Annotated in this window: 15 protein-coding genes; 10 read left to right on the forward strand and 5 right to left on the reverse strand. The window is 61.5% G+C overall.

The annotated features are described in order from the left end of the window. Positions 1-97: 97 nt before the first annotated feature. From mgrA to M2400_RS05470, 3 genes are all read right to left on the reverse strand, one after another. Positions 98-1,135 carry an L-glyceraldehyde 3-phosphate reductase gene (gene mgrA / locus M2400_RS05460; RefSeq protein WP_003211877.1) on the reverse strand — a complete coding sequence of 346 codons (1,038 nt, stop codon included), beginning with the start codon at positions 1,133-1,135 and terminating at the stop codon, positions 98-100. Positions 1,136-1,244: 109 nt separating this feature from the next. Further along, a complete protein-coding gene (locus M2400_RS05465; protein WP_259195365.1) occupies positions 1,245-2,573 on the reverse strand; it encodes an OprD family porin in 1,329 nt (442 codons plus the stop codon). Positions 2,574-2,734: 161 nt separating this feature from the next. Then, entirely contained in the window at positions 2,735-3,625 is an 891-nt protein-coding gene (locus M2400_RS05470) for a LysR family transcriptional regulator (protein WP_177120360.1), read from the reverse strand. A gap of 112 nt (positions 3,626-3,737) precedes the next feature. On the opposite strand from M2400_RS05470, the gene M2400_RS05475 reads away from it, so the two are divergent. Together M2400_RS05475 and M2400_RS05480 are read left to right on the forward strand one after the other, a co-directional pair. After that, on the forward strand, positions 3,738-4,469 hold the full coding sequence (locus tag M2400_RS05475) for an SDR family oxidoreductase (RefSeq protein WP_259195178.1): 732 nt from the start codon (positions 3,738-3,740) through the stop codon (positions 4,467-4,469). Positions 4,470-4,630: 161 nt separating this feature from the next. Next, the gene (locus M2400_RS05480; protein WP_259195177.1) at positions 4,631-4,879 is read left to right on the forward strand and encodes a hypothetical protein; all 249 of its coding nucleotides are present in this window, start codon (positions 4,631-4,633) and stop codon (positions 4,877-4,879) included. Between the two features lie 3 nt (positions 4,880-4,882). On the opposite strand, the gene betT is transcribed toward M2400_RS05480, so the two are convergent. Both betT and epsC read right to left on the reverse strand, forming a co-directional pair. Further along, positions 4,883-6,844 carry a choline transporter BetT gene (gene betT / locus M2400_RS05485; protein WP_177114443.1) on the reverse strand — a complete coding sequence of 654 codons (1,962 nt, stop codon included), beginning with the start codon at positions 6,842-6,844 and terminating at the stop codon, positions 4,883-4,885. Positions 6,845-7,270: 426 nt separating this feature from the next. Further along, positions 7,271-8,197 (reverse strand): serine O-acetyltransferase EpsC, encoded by a 927-nt coding sequence (epsC, locus tag M2400_RS05490; protein WP_010168915.1) that lies wholly within the window; start codon positions 8,195-8,197, stop codon positions 7,271-7,273. 166 nt (positions 8,198-8,363) lie between these two features. On the opposite strand from epsC, the gene M2400_RS05495 reads away from it, so the two are divergent. From M2400_RS05495 to M2400_RS05530, 8 genes are all read left to right on the forward strand, one after another. After that, the gene (locus M2400_RS05495; RefSeq protein ID WP_259195176.1) at positions 8,364-9,356 is read left to right on the forward strand and encodes a D-cysteine desulfhydrase; all 993 of its coding nucleotides are present in this window, start codon (positions 8,364-8,366) and stop codon (positions 9,354-9,356) included. A 230-nt stretch (positions 9,357-9,586) separates the two neighbouring features. Then, entirely contained in the window at positions 9,587-10,381 is a 795-nt protein-coding gene (gene tcyJ / locus M2400_RS05500; protein ID WP_177040916.1) for a cystine ABC transporter substrate-binding protein, read from the forward strand. Beyond that, on the forward strand, positions 10,381-11,046 hold the full coding sequence (gene tcyL / locus M2400_RS05505) for a cystine ABC transporter permease (protein ID WP_010168909.1): 666 nt from the start codon (positions 10,381-10,383) through the stop codon (positions 11,044-11,046). Before tcyJ ends, tcyL begins: the two co-directional genes overlap by 1 nt. 3 nt (positions 11,047-11,049) lie before the next feature. Next, positions 11,050-11,796 (forward strand): L-cystine ABC transporter ATP-binding protein TcyN, encoded by a 747-nt coding sequence (gene tcyN / locus M2400_RS05510; RefSeq protein ID WP_177040914.1) that lies wholly within the window; start codon positions 11,050-11,052, stop codon positions 11,794-11,796. A 337-nt stretch (positions 11,797-12,133) separates the two neighbouring features. After that, positions 12,134-12,919, forward strand: coding sequence for a hypothetical protein (locus M2400_RS05515; RefSeq protein WP_177040913.1), 786 nt, complete (start codon positions 12,134-12,136; stop codon positions 12,917-12,919). Between the two features lie 184 nt (positions 12,920-13,103). Next, positions 13,104-14,345, forward strand: a complete 1,242-nt coding sequence (locus tag M2400_RS05520; protein WP_259195174.1) for an SfnB family sulfur acquisition oxidoreductase — start codon at positions 13,104-13,106, stop codon at positions 14,343-14,345. A 25-nt stretch (positions 14,346-14,370) separates the two neighbouring features. Beyond that, on the forward strand, positions 14,371-15,564 hold the full coding sequence (locus M2400_RS05525) for an SfnB family sulfur acquisition oxidoreductase (protein ID WP_259195173.1): 1,194 nt from the start codon (positions 14,371-14,373) through the stop codon (positions 15,562-15,564). Beyond that, on the forward strand, positions 15,564-16,916 hold the full coding sequence (locus M2400_RS05530) for an LLM class flavin-dependent oxidoreductase (protein ID WP_259195172.1): 1,353 nt from the start codon (positions 15,564-15,566) through the stop codon (positions 16,914-16,916). The genes M2400_RS05525 and M2400_RS05530 overlap by 1 nt, the downstream gene beginning before the upstream one ends. Positions 16,917-16,979 lie beyond the last annotated feature (63 nt).

Raw genomic sequence — 16,979 nt, forward strand, 5'->3', positions numbered from 1 at the left:
CGATAGCGGTGGGTCAGCGACATATTCATCGACTGATACTCCGCCATCGCGGGCAAGCCCGGCTCCCACAGGTGACCGGGGTTGATTCAGAAACCGCTTATTCAGCCGTGGACGGCTTCTCCCACAAGTTGATCCCGCCTTCCTGGGCAAACCGATCAATCTCCGCCAGCTCCTGCGCACTGAAGCTCAGGTTCTGCAACGCGCCGACGTTTTCAATGATCTGCTCCGGCCGGCTCGCACCGATCAGGGCGCTGGTGACCCGTGGATCACGCAACGTCCACGCCAGCGCCATCTGCGCCAGGCTCTGGCCACGGCGCTTGGCGATTTCGTTCAACGCACGCGCGTGAGCGATGTTGGCTTCGGACAAGTGCTTGGCCTGCAACGAACCACCACCCGGACGATTCACCCGTGCATCCGCCGGTACGCCGTTGAGGTATTTGTCGGTCAGCAGGCCCTGGGCCAATGGCGTGAACGCAATCACCCCGGCGCCGAGTTCTTCGGTGACGTCCAGCAGGTCTTTTTCCACCCAGCGATTGAGCAGGTTGTAGGCCGGCTGGTGGATCAGCAGCGGGACTTTCCACTCTTGCAGCAGCGCTGCGATCTCGCGGGTTTTTACGCCGGAATAGGACGAGATCCCGATGTACAACGCCTTGCCCTGTTGCACGGCGGTAGCCAGTGCGCTGGCGGTTTCTTCCAGTGGGGTGTCGGCATCAAAACGGTGGGAGTAGAAGATGTCCACGTAGTCGACGCCCAGGCGTTGCAGGCTCTGGTCGAGGCTCGCCAGGACGTACTTGCGCGAACCGCCGCCCTGGCCATATGGGCCCGGCCACATGTCCCAGCCGGCCTTGCTGGAGATGATCAGTTCATCGCGGTAGTGCTTGAAGTCTTCGCGCAGCAAACGGCCAAAGTTGATCTCGGCGCTGCCGTACGGAGGGCCATAGTTGTTGGCCAGGTCGAAATGGTTGATCCCCAGGTCGAACGCGGTGCGCAGCAAGGCGCGCTGGGTGTCGATGGGGGTGCTGTCGCCAAAGTTGTGCCACAGCCCCAGGGACAGTGCCGGCAGCACCAGTCCGCTGCGACCTACGCGGCGATAAGGAATAGATTCATAGCGGTTTTCGGCAGCAATGTAAGTCATCGAATCCTCTCTGGTCTTATGAGCAAATAAGGCCTGGGAATAACGATATTCCCAAGCCTTTTAAGCAGCTGAATCGCTTAAGTGTGCTTGCTCTTTGTACAGCAATTTCCTACCAGAGTGGAACGACGTAGCTCACATAGAAGCGGTTTTCATCTTGCACGGTGGCACCGGTGATATCCGGGCTGGCGTGGGCATTTCGCCAGGTTACGCCGAGGCCTTTGAGGGTACCGGTAGGCACCTGGTAAGCCACGGTGACGTTACGTTCCCATTCGCTGGTAGTGCCTTGGGTGGTGCGGATGTCATCACCGTGGGCGTAGGACGTGGCGAAGGTCAGGCCGTTGAGGCCGAGTTTGCCGAAGTCATATTTGTACTGGGCCAGCCAGGTGCGTTCGCCGGCGTGCTGGAACTTGTTCAGTTGCATGTTGGTGAGTGCCGGGGTGTCGGCGCCCGAACCCGGGCCCTGGTTGCTGGCACCGCTGTTCAGGCCGGAATCCAGGTACGGGAAGTCGCTGTCGCCGCTGTTTTTCTGGATGCCCAGGCCGACGGTATGGCCGTCCAGGCTGTAGCTTTCCAGCAGGCTGACGGTGGACTGGTTGATGCGACCCTTGGAGGTGCCGTCGCCGTAGAGGCCGGCAGCGGAATAGTCTTTGTCGCCGGAGGCGTTTTCACCTACACCCAGGCTGCGGTACAGGCGCACGTCGGTGTCGATCGCGCCCACAGGCAAGGCGTCATGGCGCTTGGCACCGAGGAAGAACTGCTGGTAGTAATCCTCGAGGTTCGAGTACCACAGGCTGATGGTGGTGTCCGGCAAGCCTTTGTAGTCCGCGCCGCCGTAGAGGAAGCGATCGCTCTCTTTTGTGCCGCCGGCGGTGATCATGCCCTGGTCGCCGGTTTCGTTGCGGATCTTGGTCTTGAGGATGTCACCGGCGGTAAAGGTGAAGTCGGTCAAGTCTTTGGAAACCAACTGCACGCCGGTGTTGGTCTGCTGGTACAGGCGGCCGTCGGTGTTGGCCAGTACCGGGTTGTTGCCGTAGAGCGTACCGACGCGCAATTCATCCTGGGCGAAGCGCATCTTGAAGGTCGGGCTGAGCACGCCGAACTGGTCGGCGGACTTGCCGTTATCCAGCGGGAACATGCTGCCGGGGTAGCGGCCCTGGTGATCCTTGTCGTTGAGGTCGCCACCGGAGTCCAGTTTCAAGCCGTAGAACGCCTGCAGGTCCAGACCAAAACCGACCGGGCCTTCGGTGTAGCCAGACTTGAAGTTGAATTCGAAACCCTGGCCCCAGTCACGGATGCTGTGGGCCTTGTTATTGCTGTTCACCACATCGCGCCCCTGCTGGTTGAGGTAGCGGTTCAGCAGGGTCACGTCGGCGTGGCTGTCATCGATAAAATCGGCGTGGGCGGACAGCATAAAGCTCGCCATGGCGGCACCCACCATGGGGCTTAATAACGTCTTCATTGGTACCGGTCTCCGTCACTGTTCTGAAATGAAAGCGTCAAACGCTTCACACAATTAGGCGATGGCCATGTGACAGTTCGGAGTCAAAACACCCTTTACCCGGATGAAATTAAATTTAAGAAACCCAGCAAGTACGCGGGTTAGCGGGCAGTGGCGAAGATTTCGGCGAGCCAATCGACGAACACTCGCACCCTCGGCGACATGTGTCGGTTTTGCGGGTAGAGCACCGAAACCGGCATGGGCGGCGGCGGGGTATCGGTGAGGATTTCCTGCATCACGCCCTGGTTAATCAACTCGGCCATGCGGTAGTGCGGGCACTGGATAATGCCCAGTCCGGCCACCGCGCTGGCGGAGTAAATCTCTGCACCAAACACCGACAAGGCACCCTCGATCGTGACTTCCCGCACTTGGCCGTCGACCATGAATTCGAACGGAAACAGCTTGGCGGTGGTGCGCGAAACGTAGTTCACCGCGCGGTGCTCGCCAAGGTCGGGGAGGCTTTTAGGCTCGCCATATTTACGCAGGTACGCCGGACTCGCGCAGGTCACCTGGCGCAGCGTCGCAACACGTCTGCCGATCAACGCCGAATCTCCCAGGGTGCCCGCCCGCAGCACGCAATCCACGCCTTCGGCGATCAGGTCGACGAAGCGGTCGGCCTCGCTGATGGACAGTTCGATTTCCGGGTAGCGCGCCATGAATTGCGGCAGTGCCGGGATCACGAAGTACTTGGCCAGGGTGCCATGCAAATCCACTCGCAGACGGCCCTTGGGCGCCACTGAACGGAATGCCAGTTCCGCCTCTTCCAACTCCGCCAGCAGTTGCACGCAACGCAGGTAGTAGGCCTCGCCATCCAGCGTGGGGCGTACACGGCGGGTACTGCGCTCCAGCAACCGCGTGCCCAGCCACGCTTCGAACTGGTTGAGGGTGTGGGTCAGGGTGGCGCGCGGCAGGTTCAGGTCATCGGCAGCTAGAGTGAAGCTGCTGCGCTCGTAGATCCGTACGAACACTTTCATCGCTTTGACTTGGTCCACAGCGCGTCTCCATTGTTGGCGATTCTTGAACAGTCAAGGCAACTCTGGCGCATTTATCGGCCTGGGTAAACATGTGAACCTGCTTGCACACCCACTTCAAGGACCGCTCACCATGACCACTCAAGTTGCAATCATCACCGGCGCTTCCCGCGGCATCGGCGCCGTGGTTGCCAGACAACTGGCCGCCGACGGTTACGCCGTCGCCATCAACTACGCCAACAGCGCCACCGAAGCGTCGAAACTGGTAGTGGAGTTGCGCCAGGCCGGCCACCAAGCCATAGCGATCCAGGGCGACGTGGCCAGCGCCGCCGACGTCAAGCGCCTGTTCGACGAGACCGAGACCCAGTTGGGCAAGGTTGATGCGCTGATCAACAACGCCGGGATTCTCAAGGTGCTTCCGCTGGCCCAGCACAGCGATGAGCTCTACAACCAGAACTTCGACATCCATACCCGTGGCACCTTCAACGCCCTGCGTGAAGCGGCCACCCGCCTGAACGACGGCGGGCGCATCGTCAATTTTTCCAGCAGCACCGTCGGCCTCAACTTCCCGGGTTACGCGGTGTACATCGCCAGCAAGGCGGCGGTGGAGTCCCTGACCCAGGTGTTCGCCAAGGAAATGCGTGGCCGGCGCATCACCGTCAACGCTGTCGCCCCGGGCCCGGTGGCTACCGAACTGTTCCTGCATGGCAAAAGTGAAGAGCAGATCCAGGGCCTGGCGAAGATGGCGCCACTGGAGCGTCTTGGCCAACCGGAAGATATCGCGCGTGTGGTGTCGTTCCTGGTGAGCCCGGCCGGTGGTTGGGTGAATGGGCAAATCCTGCGGGCCAATGGTGGTTTGGTCTGAAACCACACAACCACTCACTCTACGACGCACTAATATTGTGGCGAGGGAGCTTGCTCCCGCTGGAGTGCGTAGCGCTCCCAGGATTTTGGGGCCGCTTCGCAGCCCAGCGGGAGCAAGCTCCCTCGCCACAGGGTTGGTGTTCATATCAGGAGACTTCAGCCATGCACACCGCTCTCGTCATCACCTGCGGCCTGATCCTGCTCGCGTTGATGCTGTTTGTCGGCCAGAAGCTGGGCGTCAGCCGGCACATTCTGGCCTACAGCTTTGTCGGAATCTGGCTGGTGGTGTCGGTGGTGAACGGCGCGGTAGGCGTGGTCACTGCCGGCCAGCCCCTGGTCTCGGAGCTGGTGATCGGCAGTGGGGTGTTCGGTGCGCCGTTGGTGGCACTGGCCCTGTTTATCAGGGCCTGAGCCTTAGCGAACCAGGTGCAGGAACTGCAGGTGCCGTTCGTACTGGTCGAGGATGTCGTTGATGATCTGCTCCTTGGTGTAGCCCACCAGGTCGTAGTCCTGGCTGCCCTCGCTCAGGTGCACTTCCGCGCGGTAGTAACGACGGTTGTTGAGCTGCTTGGAACCCATCCCGCCCCGTGCGAATGACGGCGTGAAATAGCCGCGCATCTGCACCTGATACACGAACGGATGCTCCTCGCCGTGGCCGATTTCCAGGCTGACGCTGTCGTTGGACGGGTCGGGCTGGGTAACCACGTTCAGGCCTTTTTCGACAAACACCGCCGTCACTTCTTCAATGGCCGGACGCACCGTGGTCTCGAGGAAACGGTACACCTCATCCCGTGACGGGAAATGCACCGCCTGGCTCAAACGCTGGCGCCAACCGCCCGTGCCTTTGCGCGACCCCGACACCGGTGCCAGGGAATGCAGCTGCGCAATCTGCTTCTGCGACTCAAGGTAGAACGCCTTGTGCAGCCCCCACATCATCAGCAGCAAAATCATCGAGAACGGCAGCGAGGTCAGCACCACGGCCGACTTGAGGGAGTCGATGCTGCCGGCGAACAGCAGCGCGCTGGTCACCAACGCGGTCATCGCGCCCCAGAACACCCGCAGCCACTTCGGCCCGTCTTCATCGGCATTGCCGCCTTTGGCCGACAGGGTCGAGAGCACCACGGTGCCGGAGTCGGCCGAGGTGACGAAGAACACGAAGCTGATAAACACCGTGACCGCGATGACCGTCTTGCTCCACGGGTAGGTTTCCAGCAGCAGGTACAGGCTCATCGACGGATCATCAATGGCCGACTGCCCCAGCGCCGTGAGGCCGTGATTGAGCACCTGGTCGATGGCGCTGTTGCCGAAGATCGACATCCACGCCAGGGTGAAACCCAACGGGATCAACAGCACGCCGAACACGAATTCACGGATGGTACGGCCGCGGGAAATTCGCGCGATAAACAGGCCCACGAACGGCGACCATGCGATCCACCAGGCCCAATAGAACACCGTCCAGCCGCCCAGCCAATCGCTGGGTTTGTCGTAGGCGTAGAGGTCGAAACTCTTGGTGGGCAAGGCGCCGAGGTAGTCGCCGATGTTCTGGATCAGGGTGTTGAGCAAGTGCTGGGTGGGCCCGGCGAACAACACGAACAGCAGCAGCGCACAGGCCAGCAGCATGTTGATGTCGGACATCACGCGCACGCCCTTGTCGACGCCGGAGACGGCCACCAGGATCGCCGCGCCCATCATCAAGGTGATGAGGCCGACCTGGATCCACTGGGTGTGGGCCACGCCGAACAGGTAGTCCAGCCCGGAGTTGAGGTGCAACACGCCAAAGCCCATGTCGGCGCCGAGGCCGAACACCGTGGCGATGATGCCGAAGCCATCCACCGCGTAGCCGATGGGGCCGTTGATGCGCTTGCCGATCAGCGGGTACAGCGCCGAGCGCAACGCCAGCGGCAGGTTGTGCCGGTAGGCGAAATACGCCAGGGCCATGCCGACAAAGGCGAACACGCCCCAGCCATGCAGGCCCCAGTGCAGAAACAGGATCTGCATGGCCTGGCGCGCGGCGTCACCGTTCAAGGCTTCGCCCTGGGGCGGTTGCACCAGGTGAGTCAGCGGTTCGGACACGCAGAAGAAAAACAGCGTGATGCTGATGCCGGCGGCGAACAACATGCCGGCCCAGGACAGGTAACTGAATTCGGGCTCGTCGTGGTCGGCACCGAGTTTGATCTTGCCGTAGCCCGATAACGCGGTGACCACCACGAAGACCAGATACAGGGTCATCGCCAGCATGTAGTACCAGCCGACCGTATTGGCCGCCCAGTTTTGTGCGGCCAGCAGCCAGGCGCCGGCTTGTTCGGGAATCGCGATGACGGTCAGGCCGAACAGCAGGATGAAGCTCGCGGCGAAGTAAAACACCGGCGGGTTCATGCGGACCAGACCGCTGGAAGGTAGGGACGATGCACTCATGTAGGGTGCACCTCAAGGGTATGGGATGTGGCTGTGAAAAACGGACTCAGCAAAGGTAAGCCTCCTGTTGTGAGCGGGCAGCGAACCACCGATTTAACTTGAACGAACAGTCAAGTTAAACATGGATAGGGGTTTGAGGACTAATCGCAGGGCCGAGTGGTAGGTGTTTCCTACACTAGCTCAAGGATTGGTATGACGCGTGGGGATGGGGAAACGTTCAGTGATTGCTGAGCGAAAAAGCGGCCAGAACTGGAATACGGTCTCCTGTGGGAGCTGGCTTGCCTGCGATGGCGGTGGGTCAGCCATACCTCTGTCGCTGATACACCGCTATCGCAGGCAAGCCAGCTCCCACATTTGATCTGTGTGATCGTTAGAGAGAGCAGTGTTTTACTTCTGCGTGCCGTCGTCGTGCTGCAGGTTCGCCTGGGTCAGGTTCGCCCCCGCCGGCACGCTGCGCGTCAGCCACACGTTGCCGCCAATGGTCGAACCCTTGCCGATCGTGATCCGCCCCAGGATCGTCGCCCCGGCGTAGATCACCACGTCATCTTCAACAATCGGATGCCGCGGATGGCCCTTCTGCAACTGCCCATCCTCATCCGCCGGGAAGCGCTTGGCGCCCAGGGTCACGGCCTGATAGATACGCACTCGCTCGCCGATGATCGCGGTCTCGCCAATCACCACACCCGTCCCGTGGTCGATAAAGAAGCTCGGGCCGATCTGCGCGCCCGGGTGAATATCAATCCCGGTCGCCGAATGCGCGATTTCCGCACTGATGCGCGCCAGCAACGGCAAGCCGGCACGGTACAAATGGTGAGCCAGCCGATGGTGAATCACCGCCAGAATCCCCGGGTAGCACAGCAGCACTTCATCCACGCTGCGCGCCGCCGGGTCGCCGTGGTAGGCGGCGAGCACGTCGGTGTCCAGCAGGCTGCGCAAGGCGGGCAAGGCCAGGGCGAAATCCTGGATCAGGTGGATGGCATGGGCGTCCACCTCACTGTCATCCTGGCCGCCTTGCCGCGCGGCGTAACGCAGCTCGAGCCGCGCCTGGGCGAGCAATGCATTGAGCGCCACATCCAGGGTGTGGCCGACGTAGAAATCTTCACTTTCTTCACGCAGGTCCACCGGCCCCAAACGCATGGGGAACAGCGCACCGCACAATGCCTCCAGAATCTGCGCCACGGCTTCCCGTGACGGCAGCTCGCGCCCGCCCTGCTCGCCGCTGACCCGACCATTGCGGGTGCGCCACTGGTCCCGGGCGCTGCGCAGCTGGCTGACGATGGTCTGTAATTGCCAATGACTGGAACGCTCACTCACGGTCTTCACTCCTGACGAAATGCCCATCACTTTACGGCAAGGAACCTTAGCGTCCTTAAGAACCAATAGTGCAATGCTAATAACCGGTGCGCATAAGCGATTGCCGGTTGCCCACTGAAAAGTGCCTGCCTATAGTCGGTGCATCTCTGACCACCCGTGCGTAGCCATGATCAAACAACAGCTCGACCGCTTTAACCGTCTGGAACTGCTGGGCGGCGCCACCGCCCTGGAAAAACTCGAACGGCTGTCGGCCTGGCTGGGGCGTGACGTGTACGTCAAACGCGATGACACCACACCGCTGGCGATGGGCGGCAACAAGCTGCGCAAACTCGAATACCTCGCCGCCGATGCCCTCGCCCAGGGCGCCGATACCCTGGTGACCGCCGGTGCGATCCAGTCCAACCATGTGCGCCAGACCGCCGCACTGGCCGCCAAGCTGGGCCTGGGCTGCGTCGCCCTGCTGGAAAACCCCACGGGCACCGAAGACCCCAACTACCTGGGCAACGGCAACCGTCTGTTGCTGGACCTGTTCGACGCCAAAGTCGAGCTGGTGGAGAACCTGGACGACGTCGACGCCCAACTCAACGCCCTCGCCGACCGCCTGCGCAGCAACGGCAAGAAGCCGTACCTGGTACCCATCGGCGGCTCCAACGCACTGGGCGCCCTGGGTTATGTACGCGCCGGCCTGGAGCTGGCCGGGCAGATTGAAGACAGCGGCATCCAGTTCGCCGCCGTGGTCCTGGCCTCGGGCAGCGCGGGCACACACAGCGGCCTGGCATTGGCGCTGAGCGAAGTGCTGCCGGACCTGCCGGTGATCGGCGTCACCGTGTCCCGCACTGATGAAGCCCAGCGTCCCAAAGTACAAGGCCTGGCCGAACGCACCGCTGAACTGTTGGGCATAAACATACCGGATGCCTTCAAGGTGATTTTGTGGGACGAGTACTTCGGCCCGCGTTATGGCGAACCGAATGCCGGCACCCTGGCGGCAATCAAGCTGATGGCCAGCCAGGAAGGCCTGCTGCTGGACCCGGTCTACACTGGCAAGGCCATGGCCGGCTTGCTGGATGGCATTGGTCGCCAGCGCTTTGAAGAGGGGCCGATCATCTTCCTGCATACCGGTGGCGCACCGGCGTTGTTTGCTTATGATTCGAGTTTTTGATATTCCATAAAGAAATATCAATCTTGTTTTATATTATTTTCAAGTCTTAAAAGCGCTGTTTATAGTCACGCCGTAGGCGAAGTTACTGGCGATCCCCGCGACTCGGTGAATCTTAAACACCGAGTTGATGCATTCGCGAGCAAGCCCGCTCCCACACACCGCGCTTTTAAGGCAGGATACGACTACCGCGTCACCTGCATCGCTCAACATAAAAAACACAGGGGCTCTTCATGACTATTTCCGTATTCCGTCGCACGTTACTGGTTGGTACGTTGGGGTTGGCGCTTGGCGCCGGGTGGCTCGGCCAGGCGGTTGCCGGCGAGCAGCTGGACAACATCAAGAAAGCCGGCGAAATCAAGATTGGCCTGGAAGGCACCTACCCGCCGTTCAGCTTCGTCGATGAAAGCGGCAAGCTCAGCGGTTTCGAGGTCGAGTTGTCTGAAGCGCTGGCCAAGAAGCTGGGCGTCAAGGTCAAGCTGCAAGCCACGCCGTGGGATGGCATCCTCGCCGCCCTGGAATCCAAGCGCCTGGACGCAGTTGTCAACCAGGTGACCATCTCCGATGCGCGCAAAGAGAAATATGATTTCTCCAAGCCGTACACCGTCTCCGGGATCCAGGCGCTGACCCTGGCGAAAAACGTCGACACCATCAAGACCGCCGACGACCTGGCCGGCAAGAAAATCGGTGTGGGCCTGGGCACCAACTACGAACAATGGCTCAAGGACAACCAACCCAAAGCCATCGTCAAAACCTACAACGATGACCCAACCAAGTTCCAGGACCTGCGCATCGGCCGTGTCGACGCCATCCTGATCGACCGCCTGGCCGCACTGGAATACGCCAAGAAAGCCAAGGACACCGCCGCTGCAGGCGCTGCGTTCTCCCGCCAGGAAGCCGGCATTGCCCTGCGCAAAGGCGAGCCTGAACTGCTGGCCGCCGTGAACAAGGCCCTCGACGAACTGCGCGCCGACGGCACCTTGAAGAAGCTGTCCGAGAAGTACTTCAACGCTGACGTTACTCAATAATGGAAGCAGGTTTCCAACTCGCGCTGGACTCCGCGCCCTTCCTGCTCAAGGGCGCGTATTTCACGGTAATCCTTAGCCTGGGCGGGATGTTTTTCGGCTTGCTGCTGGGCTTCGGCCTGGCCTTGATGCGCCTCTCGCGCTTCAAGTTGTTGAGCTGGATCGCCCGGGTCTATGTGTCGTTCTTTCGCGGCACGCCCTTGCTGGTACAGCTGTTTTTGATCTACTACGGCTTGCCGCAAGTGGGCATCGAGCTGGATCCGATCCCGGCCGCCATGATCGGCTTCTCGCTGAACATGGCCGCCTATGCCTGTGAAATCCTGCGTGCCGCCATCGGTTCCATCGAGCGCGGCCAGTGGGAAGCTGCGGCCAGTATCGGCATGACCCGTGCGCAGACCCTGCGCCGGGCCATCCTGCCGCAGGCCATGCGCACGGCCTTGCCGCCGTTGGGCAACAGCTTTATTTCCCTGGTCAAGGACACCGCGCTGGCAGCCACCATCCAGGTGCCGGAGCTGTTCCGCCAGGCGCAATTGGTGTCGGCCCGTACCTTCGAAATTTTCACCATGTATCTGTCCGCCGCCTTGATCTACTGGATTCTTGCCAGCGTTCTGGCGCACGTGCAAAACCGCCTGGAAGCACGAGTCAACCGGCATGACCTGGAGTCTTGAAGCATGATCGTGGTTGAAAAACTGACCAAACAATTCAAGGGTCAGGTGGTGCTTAACGGGATCGACCTTGAGGTCAAGGAAGGCGAAGTCGTCGCCATCATCGGCCCCAGCGGTTCCGGCAAGACCACCTTCCTGCGCTGCCTGAATTTCCTCGAAGAACCCACCAGTGGCCGGATCAAGGTCGGTGACATCGAGATCGACAGCAGCCGCCCGCTCAACCAACAGCAAAGCCTGGTGCGGCGCCTGCGCCAGCACGTGGGTTTTGTGTTCCAGAACTTCAACCTGTTCCCCCACCGCACCGCCCTGGAGAACGTCATCGAAGGCCCGATCGTGGTCAAGAAGATGCCCCGGGCCGCCGCGGATGCCCTCGGCCGCAAGCTGTTGGCCAGGGTTGGCCTGGCGGGCAAGGAAGACGCCTACCCACGGCGCCTGTCCGGTGGGCAGCAGCAACGGGTCGCGATTGCCCGGGCACTGGCGATGGAGCCGGAGGTGATCCTGTTCGATGAACCCACCTCGGCCCTGGACCCGGAGCTGGTGGGTGAAGTGCTGGCGACCATTCGTAGCCTCGCTGAAGAAAACCGCACCATGGTCATCGTGACCCACGAAATGAGTTTCGCCCGGGATGTAGCCAACCGGGTGATCTTCTTCGACAAGGGCGTCATCGTTGAACAAGGCGAAGCCAAGGCACTGTTTGCCAACCCGAAAGAAGAACGTACCCGGCAGTTTCTCAGCAAGTTCATCAACAACTAACTTGCGCCGACCTGGTGTAAGAAACTTCGCTTTATAGAGTTGCCGAAAGGCAACTCACCTCTTTAGCATTTTTTGGGAAAAGCCCTTTATTCATTGGGTAAAAGTCACCTCGAAACCGCCAGTTCAAGCGCCTCTCCAGTAAGACCCTTCTGAATATTCCATAGCGCCCTATTTGCCCCGCCCAGCCTCTTGACGCCAACTAACCAAGCCTCTTATCTAACGCCAGGATAATTGGATCCATTCTGGTTTTTCATTAAATCGTTCCTTTCGGACTACGCCGCCTGCCCGCGCCAAATGTCCGGAACGATTGCTGCTGGCTGCATCAAGGAGATTATTTATGAAGCGTATTTCCACCCACGCGCTGCTCACCGCCCCGACCTTGCCCCAGGCCAATCGTGAAGGCATCAACGCTCTTGCCGCGACCCACCTGCAGGTCGATATCGCGCCTTACTGCGGCATGGACGAGGGCGACCTGATCGAGTTGTTCTGGAACAACTGCTTTGCCGCCTCCCGGCGCATCACCGCCGGCAAAATCGGCATGCCCACCCGCCTGCGGGTGCCGGAAAGCTTTGTGCAAAATGGCCCGGCGCGGATTCACTACCGGGTCATGCAAATCGGCCACGGCCCGGCGCGGTCGGCCGTCACCCGGGTGCAGGTCAAGACCGATTACCCCGGCGGCCATCCTTCTGCGTTGAGTAACGACGAAAACCAGAACCTGGCCGCCGTCGGCCTGCCCGAGACCATCCGCCGCCACGGCGTCAACAGCAGCCAGATCCGCCGCGGCGTGCCCCTGACCATCGAGCCGTACCTGAACATGGAGGCGGATGACGAGATCACCCTGCGCTGGGGCGACGTACGCCTGGACCTGCCGAAAATCCAGGCCGGCGATGTGGGCAAGGCGCTGCAGGTGTGGGTGCCGTCGGCGGTGATTGTCGAGGCCGGGGACGACCATCGTCTCGAAGTGACCTACTGCATTCTCGATCGCTTCGGCAACAATTCACGCTGGGCGCCCGCCCGCACCCTGCGCATCGCCGCGCTCCTTCCCCAAGCCCCGACCAGCCCCGCCAGGGCCCCGCTGGTCTATCAGCCACGCCGCCCCGGCTCGCCTTGCGAAGCCGGGTGACAGACCTTCTATGCATATTCCTAAAAGTTAGTTTATTTAAAAATTTAACACGCTTAGGGTATATGCACCGGACCACCGGACATTCCTGATTTTTTTATCTTTTCAACGGATGTGAGGTAGGTATGGTCAAAATTACCCCGGTGCGTAACGCCAGGGCATTGCGTGCAGCCAAGGAGCGGCGCTGATGTCTAACTTGGCCCAAACACCCCACCAGAGTGATCTGGACGTCGCCCCGCTGTTGTTGCCCGCCAAGGTGCTGCGCAACGACGCCGAGGCCCTCAGCGCCGCCCACACACTTGCCCAGGCCGCGCGCCTGCAAGCGGCCAGGCGCGATCAGCAACGCAAACTGCCTTGGGCTGAAATCGAGCATTTCACCCGCAGCGGCCTGGGCAGCATTTCGATTCCCCGTGAGTACGGCGGCCCGCAGGTGTCCTTCGTGACCCTGGCCGAAGTGTTCGCGATCATCAGCGCGGCCGACCCGGCGCTGGGTCAAATCCCGCAGAACCATTTCGGCATCCTGCACGTGCTGCAAGGTGCGGCCAGCGAGCGCCAGAAAAAGCAGCTGTTCCAGAGCGTGCTGGACGGTTGGCGCATCGGCAACGGCGGCCCGGAACGCGGCACCAAAAACACCCTGGACCTCAAGGCACGCATCACCGCCGAAGGTGACGGCTACGTCATCAGCGGCCAGAAGTTCTACTCCACCGGTGCGCTGTTCGCCCATTGGGTGGCGGTCAAGGCGCTGAACGATGACGGCAAAGTCGTCATGGCGTTCGTACGGCGTGGCGCCGAAGGGCTGCGCATCGTTGATGACTGGTCGGGCTTTGGCCAACGCACCACGGCCAGCGGCACCGTGCTGCTGGATCAGGTGGCGGTGGACGCCGAACTGGTAGTGGACACCTGGCGCCTCGGCGAATCGCCGGGCATCCAGGGCGCAGTTTCGCAATTGATCCAGGCGGCCATCGACGCCGGCATCGCCCGTGGCGCAATCGACGACACCATCAGTTTTGTGCGTGAGCGCTCGCGGCCATGGATCGACGCCAAGGTCGAACGGGCCAGCGATGACCTGTATGTGATCGCCGATATCGGCAAGCTGAAAATCGAACTGCACGCGGCCGAAGCCCTGCTACGCAAAGCCGGGCAGGTGCTGGACCAAGTGAGCGCGGTGCCGATCACCGCAGAGTCCGCGGCACGCGCCTCGATTGCCGTGGCCGAAGCCAAGGTGCTGACCACCGAGATTTCATTGCTCGCCAGCGAAAAGCTTTTCGAACTGGCCGGCAGCCGCGCCACCCTCGCCGAATTCAACCTCGACCGCCACTGGCGCAACGCCCGGGTGCACACCCTGCACGACCCGGTGCGCTGGAAGTACCACGCGGTGGGCGCCTATCGCCTGAACGGCACATTGCCGGCCCGACATTCCTGGATTTAACCGACCAGACCTCTGGAGAATACGCATGACCCTTTCTCACCACGTCGCGGTTATCACCAGCGATGAACAAGCCCTTATTGTCGCCAGCGACCTGGCTGAAGACTTCCGCCGCGACAGCGCCCTGCGCGACCGCGAACGACGCCTGCCCTTGCCTGAACTGGACGTGTTTTCCCGCTCCGGCCTGTGGGGCATCAGCGTACCCAGGGAGTTCGGCGGTGCCGGAGTTTCCAACGTGACCCTGGCCAAGGTCACGGCACTGATTGCCCAGGCGGATGCGTCCCTGGGGCAGATCCCGCAAAACCATTTTTATGCCCTCGAAGTGCTCCGTGTGAACGGCAGCCCGGCGCAGCAAAAACGCCTGTACGCCGAAGTGCTCGCCGGCCAGCGCTTCGGCAATGCCCTGGCAGAGCTGGGCACCAAGACCGCCCATGACCGCACTACCTCGATTACCCGCGACGGTGACGGCTTGCGCATCACCGGCCGCAAGTTCTATTCCACCGGTGCGATCTACGCCCAACGTATTCCCACTTCTGTGGTGGATGAAAACGGCGTGCAGCAACTGGCTTTTGTCGCCCGAGACAGCCAGGGCCTGAGCGTGATCGACGACTGGAGCGGCTTCGGCCAGCGCACCACCGGCAGCGGTTCGGTGGTGTTCGATAACGTGTGGGTCGCGGCCCAGGACGTGATCCCGTTCCAGAGCGCCTTCGAGCGCCCGACCACCGTCGGCCCGCTGGCGCAGATCCTTCACGCCGCCATCGACACCGGGATTGCCCGCGCGGCTTATGAAGATGCCCTGCATTTTGTGCGCACCAAGACCCGGCCATGGATCGACGCCACCAGCGACAAAGCCACCGAAGATCCGCTGACCCTGAAAAGCTTCGGCCACCTGAGCATCCGCCTGCACGCCGCCGAGGCATTGCTGGAGCGCGCAGGTGAGTTCCTCGACCGCGCCCAGGCCGACAGCAATGCCGACACCGTCGCGGCCGCGTCCATCGCGGTCGCCGAAGTACGCGCCTTGAGCACTGAGATTTCACTGGCCGCCGGCAGCACCCTGTTCGAACTCGCCGGCAGCCAGGCGACCCTTGCCGAACACGGCCTGGACCGCCACTGGCGCAACGCCCGGGTGCACACCCTGCACGACCCGGTGCGCTGGAAGTATCACGCGGTGGGCAATTACTACCTCAACGAGGCGAACCCGCCACTGCGGGGGACTATCTGATGGCAAAGAAAAAGATCCTGCTCAATGCGTTCAACATGAACTGCATCGGGCATATCAACCATGGCCTGTGGACCCATCCACGGGACACCTCGACCCAATACAAAACCATCGAATACTGGACCGAGCTGGCGCAGCTGCTGGAGCGCGGGCTGTTCGACGGGCTGTTCATCGCCGACATCGTCGGGGTGTACGACGTCTACCAGAACTCGGTGGACGTGCCGCTCAAAGAGGCGATCCAGCTGCCGGTCAACGATCCGTTGCTGCTGGTCTCGGCCATGGCCGCCGTCACCAAAAACCTCGGCTTCGGCCTCACCGCCAACCTCACCTACGAAGCGCCCTATCTGTTCGCCCGACGCATGTCCACGCTCGATCACCTGAGCCGTGGCCGGGTGGGCTGGAACATCGTCACCGGCTACCTCGACAGCGCCGCCAAGGCCATGGGCCTCACCGAGCAGGTCGAGCATGACCGGCGCTACGACCAGGCCGACGAATACCTGGAAGTGCTCTACAAACTATGGGAAGGCAGCTGGGAAAACGACGCGGTGATCAACGACCCGCAGGCGCGGGTGTACGCCCAGCCCGAGAAGGTGCACAAGGTCGAGCACAAGGGCGAGTTCTATCAGGTGGAGGGTTATCACCTGTGCGAGCCGTCGCCGCAGCGCACTCCGGTGCTGTTCCAGGCGGGCAGTTCGGACCGTGGTTTGCTGTTCGCCGGGCGCCATGCCGAGTGCGTGTTCATCAGCGGGCAGAACAAGGCCGCGACCAAAATCCAGGTGGACAAGGTGCGCGCCAGCGCCGTGGAAGCCGGGCGCAACCCGCAGGACATAAAGGTGTTCATGGGGCTGAACGTGATTGTCGGTGCCACCGAAGAAGCCGCGTGGGCCAAGCACGCCGAGTACCTGAGCTACGCCAGCGCGGAAGCCGGCGTGGCGCATTTTTCGGCGTCTACGGCGATTGATTTTTCACAGTACGAAATCGACGAACCGATCCAGTACGTGAAGAGCAACGCCATTCAGTCGGCAACCAAAAACCTGCAAAACAACGACTGGACCCGGCGCAAGTTGCTGGAGCAACACGCCCTCGGCGGCCGCTATATCACCCTGGTGGGTTCGCCGGCACAGGTGGCCGACGAGCTGGAGTCATGGATCAGCGAGACCGGCCTGGATGGCTTCAACCTGACGCGCATCGTGACCCCGGAAAGCTACGTCGACTTCATCGACCTGGTGGTGCCGGAACTGCAGCGCCGGGGTTCGTACAAGACCGCGTATGAGACCGGGACGCTGCGGGAAAAAGTCTTCCACAGCTCCGCGCACCTGCCCGAACAACACACTGGTTCCAGCTACCGCCACTAACCCCGAACTGTAGGAGCTGGCTTGCCGGCGATTGCGGTGGGTCAGCGAAATCTTCTTCAACTG

The organism is Pseudomonas sp. BIGb0558, from assembly GCF_024807515.1.
Classification (GTDB): domain Bacteria; phylum Pseudomonadota; class Gammaproteobacteria; order Pseudomonadales; family Pseudomonadaceae; genus Aquipseudomonas; species Aquipseudomonas yamanorum_A.